The organism is Vibrio sp. LaRot3, from assembly GCF_027587025.1.
GTDB lineage: Bacteria > Pseudomonadota > Gammaproteobacteria > Enterobacterales > Vibrionaceae > Vibrio.
The window spans coordinates 71,299-79,519 of record NZ_JAPPTI010000014.1 but is presented as its reverse complement, the minus strand read 5'-3'; the positions used below and the strand labels follow the sequence as shown (position 1 = coordinate 79,519).

Annotated in this window: 6 protein-coding genes and 1 tRNA gene; 1 reads left to right on the top strand and 6 read right to left on the bottom strand. The window is 45.8% G+C overall.

Annotated features, from left to right (window positions below):
• Positions 1-22 precede the first annotated feature (22 nt).
• Positions 23-99, top strand: a tRNA-Asp gene (locus tag OH461_RS18300).
• A gap of 661 nt (positions 100-760) precedes the next feature.
• Here OH461_RS18300 and OH461_RS18295 read toward each other — a convergent pair.
• From OH461_RS18295 to hemC, 6 genes are all read right to left on the bottom strand, one after another.
• Entirely contained in the window at positions 761-3,415 is a 2,655-nt protein-coding gene (locus OH461_RS18295) for a DUF2339 domain-containing protein (protein WP_270021991.1), read from the bottom strand.
• Positions 3,416-3,634: 219 nt separating this feature from the next.
• Entirely contained in the window at positions 3,635-3,973 is a 339-nt protein-coding gene (locus OH461_RS18290; RefSeq protein WP_270021990.1) for a c-type cytochrome, read from the bottom strand.
• A 119-nt stretch (positions 3,974-4,092) separates the two neighbouring features.
• Positions 4,093-5,274, bottom strand: a complete 1,182-nt coding sequence (locus OH461_RS18285; protein ID WP_270021989.1) for a heme biosynthesis protein HemY — start codon at positions 5,272-5,274, stop codon at positions 4,093-4,095.
• Positions 5,274-6,494 carry a uroporphyrinogen-III C-methyltransferase gene (locus tag OH461_RS18280; protein ID WP_270021988.1) on the bottom strand — a complete coding sequence of 407 codons (1,221 nt, stop codon included), beginning with the start codon at positions 6,492-6,494 and terminating at the stop codon, positions 5,274-5,276. Before OH461_RS18280 ends, OH461_RS18285 begins: the two co-directional genes overlap by 1 nt.
• A complete protein-coding gene (locus tag OH461_RS18275; protein WP_270021987.1) occupies positions 6,484-7,239 on the bottom strand; it encodes a uroporphyrinogen-III synthase in 756 nt (251 codons plus the stop codon). Before OH461_RS18275 ends, OH461_RS18280 begins: the two co-directional genes overlap by 11 nt.
• 6 nt (positions 7,240-7,245) lie before the next feature.
• Positions 7,246-8,184: a hydroxymethylbilane synthase gene (hemC, locus tag OH461_RS18270; protein WP_270021986.1), complete on the bottom strand. Its 939-nt coding sequence runs from the start codon at positions 8,182-8,184 to the stop codon at positions 7,246-7,248.
• Positions 8,185-8,221 lie beyond the last annotated feature (37 nt).

The window sequence follows — 8,221 nt, the reverse complement described above, 5'->3', positions numbered from 1 at the left end:
GACTCAAGAGTCTAACCAGTGCGGAGCGGTAGTTCAGTTGGTTAGAATACCGGCCTGTCACGCCGGGGGTCGCGGGTTCGAGTCCCGTCCGCTCCGCCACTTATTTCAAGACAAAGCCCTAGCAGAAATGCTAGGGCTTTTTCGTTTGCATTGAACTAGTTTGCTCTACGAGCAAATGAGTCCCGCTCGGGTGCGAGTCCAATGGAATGCCAGCCCAGCCGACCCGTCACTTATTTAGAAACCCAGCCTTCGGACTGGTTTTTGTCGTTTTGAAGCGTTGTTTTTTCCCTTTCAGGGAACGAATCTCGTTTCTGTAACTCCTTCCGTCTGCCTCTTGCGTTGATACAAAGACTTAGATTACGTGTTCAGGTAGAAATGCTTGGAGTTTGTCGCATGTACCGAATAGGCGGTTCGTTTGTTCTGACCATCAAACTAGGTAGCTATTGTATATGGGGGAGTGGATACCAGCATCGGACAGCTTGATATTCTTCGAGTTCTAGTTAACTCCACCATTCTCTTCTTATGATCTACTCCCTTTGATCTAAGGCTCATTTTCAGCGACACACTGTTCTAGGTATGTTCTGCTCTATGAGTTTCTTAACGGAGATTCGCTATATCAATATTTGGAGGCATTGATTTATAGGTTGAGGCCAACAATGAGTTCATCTGCCGCTGATTTTGTGCATAGATGGTTTGCTACAAATTAGAGGTACAAAAAAGCCCACAGTTATCTGTGGGCATTAATTGAAGAATACGTTGACTAATCCGCTAGAGTTTCATTGCTTTGAGGCTCAGCGCTTTGTTTAGAGCGATAGTGTAAGCGTTGGAAAATCCACCCTAACGCGACCAGTGAACCGCCAAGGCCTAGGAAGCTAATTGCTCGCCAAATACCCTCTAGCGCCGCGGTGTCGAGTAAGAACACCTTACACACAGCGACACCCAATGTTGCTAATCCCACCTTTTGCAGTAGAGCTTGGTTTTTTAATACGCCTAGATAAGTCGTTGCGGCACCGATTAGGATAATCGCAATAGAGTAACTAAACATCTCTGCCATTCCAGTTGGTTGCGCGAGCGTCATGCTGCCGTCTTGCCAGAATTGGCGAATAGAATAGAGAACCCATAGCCCTATGGCTGCCGCTGCTACGCTGTATAAATGTACGGCTTTAATTGGATCTGAACAATATCCTCTATATGCGGTTATCGCGAGAATGGCAGCAGGAAGTACCCAACCAATTGTCAGCCAGTTGAATACTGGCCAATCAGCACCAGTGACATACGTATTCATCAGCGGCTGATAGACGGTATTTAATGTCGCAAATAGCAGAGCCGCCACGGCAAGTAAGCCAAACGAATAATACTGATAGAACGTTCTTAAGCGTGAAGCCAGCTTGTATTTCAATTGGTACACTCCTGACAGGGCGACAGTTTGGCAAGTGAACAGGGAAACACTATAGAAGCTAATGTCAGTGAAGAAGTTATAGCTACCGAGTAACCAATAGTTGGTTTGTGTAAACGTAAGTAATACCACTAAATGCAATATAGCGGCTTCGAACCATTCTCTAAATTCTAAGTCCTGTTTACCAATGATTTGTCGAGCCGCAAGCAAAATCGCAATAGCAGGAACAAAACTCGTCAGCATCCATGTCCATTCTGGCAGCCAAGTGACTTGTAATTGGGGTACGAAAGGCACTAACGACATCTTAATGATAAGTAGCGCCATCATGATTTTGATGACAAGCTTCCCAGGTGAACACAGCTTTTGTTGGTTTTGCATGCTGGCTATTAGTACCTGAACGGCCATTGCTAATGGAAGAAATTCAGGGTCTAAATAACAGTAACTGATGGTCAAAATCAAAGCGTGTAGAGCAATAGAGTTCTCCATCACCAGCTGCTTGTATTTGTTTGCGACCAATAGAGATACAGACAAGGAAGCAATAGCAAAGATTGTCCAACTGTTTAGGTATGCGGCGAAGCCGTGGTTGATATACACAAGAGTGATAATGGCTAGTGCAGGTAAACATAGCGAGGCCATCCAGTAGGCGATTTTGTGTTTGTCACCTAACTGGCATTGGGTCTGTGTTCTTGCGCCTGCTATGACGATCAGCACAGCGAACACAATCCAAACCTCACCGGCTAAGGTCTCGTTGGCCACAATAAACGCCGACACCATCGCCTGTAGAATCGCGAGTATCGTAATGCCGTAGAAACTTCTTGAAGCGATCTTGCCGCGTAATACCGGCAGAATGAGCAGTAGAGCTGGATAGCAAAATACCAATAAATAACCACTACTTAAAGAAAGCGCACGCTCCATGACGACAGCACTAACGCCTGCTAATAATAGCGCGGGAAACAGCGGATGGAACATGGGCCATGAGGCCATGGGTTTAAAGCGGAGCTTAAGCTGCCAGCCCATTACCGGAGTGAACACTAATAAGTAGGTACTAATTGGTACGAAGAGCAAGAACCAAGTGATGATCTGCTCAGAAGGTATATTGCTAGCGATTAACAGTAACCATAGCCCGTGAGCGATAGAGACCGCGGTTGCCAGCCATCTGATTTGGCTATAGAACTTGGTCAGTAAACCAGCGAGTGAAATCGTTAATATGTAGCTAGTAAGCAGCAAGTAATTAGGCTCACTACCGCCAATCCAAAACGGAGCCGAATACCCTCCAAATAGGCCTAATCCGGCCATTAGAGGCCCTAATCTGGCCGTTAGCCCAAGGCAGAGCAGAGCCAGCGTGGCCATAGATATCAACGCGATGGTTGGATTAAAGAACTGATAGATCACAGTAGAGAAGATGACGGTGGCGTATAAGCCACTCATACCGGAGGCATAAAGGGCTGCCGGTATATATGCATCAGCTTTATCACTCAAAAACGTGGTTGAAATCGCGCTAATTTTTCTGTGTGCCCATTCTCCAACAGCAATAAGAATTAGAGATATTGTTGCTGCGGCTAATACTCGCGCAATGGGCGGGAAGGTGAAATTGCTACCAACGACTTGTACAAGGTAGCCAACACCGATCACCATTGCCAAACCACCAATCCAAACTAACCAGTTATCGCGCATGTGATCGAAACATTTGTCAAACCACTGATGAATCGCGTTTGGTTCATGCGTTGGCAAGGTTGGGGGCGTCTCTACATGTTGTGGTTCAACACTAGGTGAATTGTCTTTGGTAACAGGTTCCAGTTCGGGTTGCGGCTCAACTTGAGGCTCAATCGCGACGATGGTTGCTTGAGTGCTCTCCTGCTTAGGCGAGGTTATTTGCGCCTTTAATTGGTCGACTTCTCGATAAAGGTGGCGTAGTTGATGTTCGAGTCGATTGGCTTTTTCATTGGCTTTAAAAGCAATGATGGGAGTGACGATAGCAAGCGCTATGATCGCTAGAGCGCCCACAAAGATTAGTTCCATTTCTCAATCCATGCATCTTAGCGTGCGAAATGGAGGCCTGAGTCAAAGCGTAAGTGGTACGAATGTTTTGACACTGAATATAAAAAGGCGAGCAATTACGCAGCTAACTATTTAGGTTAGTATTGTTAAAAATACAACAGAGTGCATAGAGTATAAAGCCAATCTCATTTTATGAAGTGGCATTGGCTTTATTTGCATAGAAATCACAGAGTTGGAAAACTATTTAGTTTGATTGATAGTCTGGATATACGCGAAAATTTCTTTGACGTCATGTTCGTTGAGTGCGCTTCCCCAAGCTGGCATTCCCTCATTACCGTTTAATACGGTATCGATAAGCTCACTTTCAGATTCGAACCAAGAATTTAGACCATCGTAAATGTTGGATGGTTCTTCTGGTAGCGCTTTACCAGCGATGCCATCGCCGTGGCCTAACGCCCCGTGACAAGATGTACACATCATTTTGTAGTTTTGTTCCCCTCTGGCGACATCGAGAGGCTCAGCAATGGCTTGATTGGTTAATCCAAAGCTTAAGGCTATTGAAAATATTAGTTTATGCATGGCTTCACTCTCAAATCGTCTTGGAATGAAGTAATGGTATGCTATTCACTATGAACAAAAGGTGAATGTTGGGTTCAAAAAAGCCGGCGTAAAAGCCGGCTTTTCGTTTTTAGGAGAGGCTAAGCTTGGCTTACTAACGTAAGAGCTTTTTTGGACACTTCATGTGCCGCTTTCGTGAGGTTTTGTTTCTCTAATGAATCTGCGAGGTAAGCGTAGTCGGAAACATTAGAACGCAACGCGAGTGCTTTCTCAAAATGTTGCTGTGCTTCTTGCCACTTTTGACCACGAAGATGGAACTGAGCCAAAGCACTATGTGCTTCTGCGTTTTGACCATCTTTTCGCAGTACTCCTTCTAGGAACACTTCTGCTGGGTGACTATCCGATAGATTCAGCTCTGGCAATAGCTTGTAGAGGTTAGAATTCGGATGTTTCTTGAGATTCTCTTTAATAACGGTAAAGGCTTGATCATCGGCTTTACGGGCAATCAATTGTTTGGCAAAACACTCGACTAAATGATGCTCGGCTTTCAGCTTACGACTCAAGCTATCCCAATGCAGAATAAGACCCTCGCTACCTTTTTGTTCTGCAATATTTGCCATCAAACCACACTGTGCACGCAAGGTCAGTTGTTGCTGCTCTTCCTTGGTGATGATCTTTGCTTTGGTCAAGCTAGGTAGAAGACTAAGCAGCAGTTCCCAAAGGTTTAGTTCTAGATAAACGGTTTTCAGTAGGTTTAAAACAACTGGGTTATTTGGGTAGTGGCCTTTGAGATCTGACAGAGTGGCGAAGGCTGCCTCAAACTGGGATTCACGTAATTGCTGTTTTGCTCGCGTGAGTTCAACCGCAAGTTGAGAGTTTTCTTGTGCAGAGGCCAACTCTAAGTAACGGTCTCTCTGTTCGATATTACCTTGTCCTTGCGCGGCTTCTGATGCGACAAGGTAGCACAACAGTGGCATATCATGATGATTAGACCAGCGAGTCACCTTTTTCTCAGCGCCTTTAAAGTCGCCTTCTAGCAGTTTAATAATGCCTTCATTGGTGTAACGACGAGAGCGGCGCATTTTGCGGATACTAAAATAGTTCCAAGTGGCTGAGCTAGCGTAAAACACCTTCTTGATCAGGTACTCAAGGGCAAATAGTGCCGCTAGGGTAGCAATCACGAAGATAACTAAAGTGGTAACGCTCATTTCAATGGTTTTATTTGCGATTGAAATCAGTACGTATCCTTGTTGACCGGAATACTCACTACCGACGTAAAGGCCGGCGCCGAGTATCACGAAGAGAAAAATGATTCGAAACATTATTTTTCCTCCGTGATAAGGGTTGTGACTTCACGGCGTAAACGTTCAGAAATTACTTCAGATAGGATCTGTTGTGTTTCGAACTTCACTGGGTATTCCACTTGAATGTTCTGTTTGTTGAGTAGCGTTAATGTGTTGCTGAACTCTTTCACACTGTTGTCGTCTTGATTGAAGAACGACTTTGACCACTTATCAGCAGTGGTAAGAGCAAGGCCATATAGCTCTTGTTTCTCGCCGTAAACCGCTTTGATCGCTGTGCTCAACTGTGCCTTGATGTTTTCACGCAAGTAGAAGTGTTGCTCTGGTGACAATAATGGAATGACATTGCCGTCACGAGTACGGAAGGTGATGAAGTTTTCCGAGAAATCTTTCAGTGATGTCTTTAAGTTACTCTGCCAATCATTGATATCTTGGCTTACCACTTCTGGCTCCTCGACTTTTGCTTCAGGAAGAATCGCATTGGCCAGAGGCAAAGTATCCACTTGTTGTTGTAAAGCTGTGAGGCGTAGCACTAGACCATCACGATCAATGATTGGAATGTTGCGCAGTTTAGTGATGTCGTTAGCTAGCGCTTGGCGCAGCGGTGTTAGGCTTGGATCGTTGAGTGCGGCAATACGTTGGTCAGCGCTTTCCATTAATTGAGTCGCACTGACAGCATCGTGCTCTAAGAACAGTTTACGGCCTGCCATTTTCACCAAATAGTCAGACTCCGCTAGCAACCAGTCATTTGGACGTCGACCTTTTACGTCAGCAATAGCAACTTGTAGCCCTTTGATGTCGGCTTTTTGCTGAGCGATGGCGACTTCGGTGTCGTTTGCGACCTCATTTGCTTTAGCTACTGCTGATTGAGATGACGCAGAGACGTCTTGGCGTAATTGAGCTTGAGATTGCTGCAATTGGGATTTTAGTTCGTCAATTTGAGCTTGATATGAGGCATCTTTTTGTTGAATGAGGTAAGTCAGACCACCGCCAAAAATAATCGATAATACTATGGCAACTGCGCCAAGTCTTACGCCGCGTTTACCTTGCTTTTCTTCAAATTTGGCTGGCTCTGGTTGAGTTGGCTTCGAATCAGGCTTCTCTTTTTGATCCTGTTTTGGTGTCTTTGGCTCAGTCTTCGCCTGTTGGGTATCCGCTTTAGGTGCGTCTTTTACCGTTTCTTTTTCCACAGCCTTTTCTTTCTCTGATTCAACGTTGTCGTTGCTATTTTTATTGGTCATTGTTTTCGTCCTGTTCATTTGGCCAGAGAGTAGCCAATAAGTCTCGGTTTGAAGCACTTCCTGTACTAATGACATTACAGAAGCCAAAACGTCGCGCTTCAATAGCAATACGTTCACTCGGAACGTAAAGCGCTAATTGTAAAAGCCAGCTTGTATATCTTGGGTCGATTTGTTGCCAAAAGTGCTCAAGTTGACCCGAGCTGGTAATAATTAATTGAGTAACTTGCTTATCTTGCCAGAGTGGCACCATCAAATCTGAGCGGAATTCGAGGTTTTTCCGTTCATACACCGCGCAATATTCTACCTCGGCTCCGCGTTCGACGAGTGTGTCATAAATGAGCTCTCGACCACCATTGCCGCGCAAAATGAGCACTTTTTTACCATTCACGCGCTGAAGTTGCGATATCTCGAGCAAATGTTCGCTATCACTGACTTGTGGATAGTGTACTGTCTGATGGCATGAGTTGCTTAAATTGTGTGCTGTTTTTTGACCAACGGCAAGGTAAGTCGCTGAAGTCGGCCAAGTTAGGTTGTGATTACTTAAGTGAGTGTGAGCAAAGTCGACGGCATGTTGGCTTACAGCGATGATGATATCGAATTGATGAAGAATAGAGCTGAGGCTGGAGAGTTGCTCCCCAGCTTCAATTGAGATCAGAGGGTGGTGTAGGGCAGGTATACCTTGGTCATTTAACTGCTGGCAAAGCGCCTGCCCCTGTTGTCCCGGCCTTGTTACCAACACCGTCATGCGAGATTACTCTTGATCTGCGTAGAGTTTGGTGAGGATTTCACGAGCACCATCATCGAGCAGTTGGTTGGCAAGTTCAATGCCTAGGGCTTCTGCTTGAGCGCGTGGGCCACGGATTTCACCGCGAACAATTTTGGAACCGTCAGGCTCTCCAACAAGCGCACGTAGCCAAATATTGTCACCGTCGAGTAATGAGTAACTGCCGATAGGTACTTGGCAGCCGCCCTCTAGCGTTAAGTTCATTGCGCGCTCACACTTGACTCGATCTGCGGTATCCGCGTGGTTTAGTGGTTCAAGCAGTTTGTGTAGACGTTCATCATCTAGACGACATTCAATACCTACAGCGCCTTGGCCTACAGCTGGTAGCGACTGCTCTGGCTCAATGAAACTGCGAATTCTATCTTCAAGCTCAAGGCGTTTTAGCCCTGCCGCAGCTAGGATGATTGCGTCGTACTCTCCCGCGTCCAGTTTGCCTAGTCGCGTGCCCACGTTGCCACGCAGCTCTTTGATGACTAAGTCTGGGCGGTATTCTTTAATTTGGCATTGGCGACGTAGGCTACACGTACCCACAACCGCACCTTGCGGTAACTCGTCAATATTGGCATAAGTATTCGACACAAAAGCATCACGCGGGTCCTCGCGTTCACAAATCGTCACTAGGCCAAGACCTTCTGGGAAATCGACTGGCACATCTTTCATTGAGTGCACTGCAAGATCGGCACGACCTTCAAGCATGGCCACTTCCAGCTCTTTGACGAATAGGCCTTTACCGCCGACTTTAGCCAATGGAGTATCCAAAATGATGTCGCCTTTGGTTACCATAGTGACAAGCTCAACGTCTAAACCGGGATGAGCGGCTTGCAAGGCATCTTTAACAAAGTAAGCTTGCCAAAGAGCAAGAGGGCTTTTTCGAGTAGCAATGCGAATTGGTGATGATTGAGTCATATTTGCCTGCAGTTTTAAGGGTTTGATTTTTACTAAT